Consider the following 1,124-nt stretch of genomic DNA (forward strand, 5'->3'; position numbering starts at 1 on the left):
CCGCTGTTTCGCCAAGACCCACGCTTGGTGGTGCTGGTCGGTACCGAACTGGTGGCGGCGGCCCAAGCCAAGCTCTACAGCGAAGCCACCAAGCCGAGCGAGCAGATCGCCGCCCAGAAGCTGGCCGAGTCCATCGCCGGGCGCAAGGCCTACATCCCGCCCTTCTTCCCGGGCAAGCGGATGGTGGTCACCACCCTGGACAACCTGCACTGCTACACCCAGCGCGGCACGCGTAACCGCAAGGCCGAGGATAACCAGGATCGCAAGTGCTTCGATAACCAGTACTGGCGCATGGAAGGCTATGCCCTGGGCGAGCACCTGGCCTATGGCGGCTTTGAAGAGGCCGACATCGAGATCGGCGCCGCGCCGGCAGTACCCGAGGCCTAAGCCATGAGCTCACCCGGTCAACGTCACAAGCAACGCGTGCAAGCCATGCAAGGGGCGCAGCAAGCCGCCAGCTCGGGCATGGCCAGCGGCGCGGTGGCGGACAGCCTGCACCTGCAGATGATTGCCCTGGAGCAGGACATCGTGCGGCTGCGCAAGCTGGCGCGCATTGGGGATCGGGTGAACATGAAACGCGATGAGCTGATGCCCAAGTACCGCCCCTATGTGGCGCGCTATCTGGCAGCGGTCGCGGAGTCGGGCCAGCCCTACCAGAACGAGCTGTTTCAGCGCCTCATCATCTGGGCCTTTGACGTCGGGGACTTTGATGCAGGCATTGCCTGGGCAGAGCTCGCCATTGCCCAGGGCCAGCGCACCCCGAACAACATCAAGCGTGACTGGGCCCACTTTGTGGCTGACACAGTGCTGGAGTGGGCCGAGAAGCAAGCGGCCGAAGGTCATGCCGTCGAGCCCTGGTTCTCCCGGGTGTTCGACAAGGTGCGCAATGACTGGCGCCTCAACGAACGGCTGACCGCCAAGTGGTTCAAGGCGGCAGGTTGTCTGCTGCTGCGTGACCATGACGGCCAACCCCGCCCCAGCGCAGTGGGCGACAGCGCCACCCTGGAGCAAGCCGATCACTGGCTGGCCCAGGCCGACCAGCTGCACGGCAAGGTGGGCGTCGGCACCTTGCGCCAAAAGATTGCTATGCGCCTGCGGGTGCTTAACCCAGAGCAATAACGACT

General features: G+C 64.7%; 2 protein-coding genes. Both read left to right on the forward strand.

All coding sequences use genetic code 11. The features are described from left to right. Positions 1 to 387, forward strand: a 387-nt coding sequence (locus tag AXW79_RS02175; RefSeq protein WP_196764782.1) for a P2 family phage major capsid protein, incomplete at its 5' end; no start/stop codon positions are given. 3 nt (positions 388 to 390) lie between these two features. After that, positions 391 to 1,119, forward strand: a complete 729-nt coding sequence (locus tag AXW79_RS02180; protein WP_005320308.1) for a phage terminase small subunit — start codon at positions 391 to 393, stop codon at positions 1,117 to 1,119. Positions 1,120 to 1,124: the final 5 nt, after the last annotated feature.

The sequence above is a fragment of the Aeromonas salmonicida subsp. salmonicida genome, from assembly GCF_001643305.1.
GTDB classification, from domain to species: domain Bacteria; phylum Pseudomonadota; class Gammaproteobacteria; order Enterobacterales; family Aeromonadaceae; genus Aeromonas; species Aeromonas salmonicida.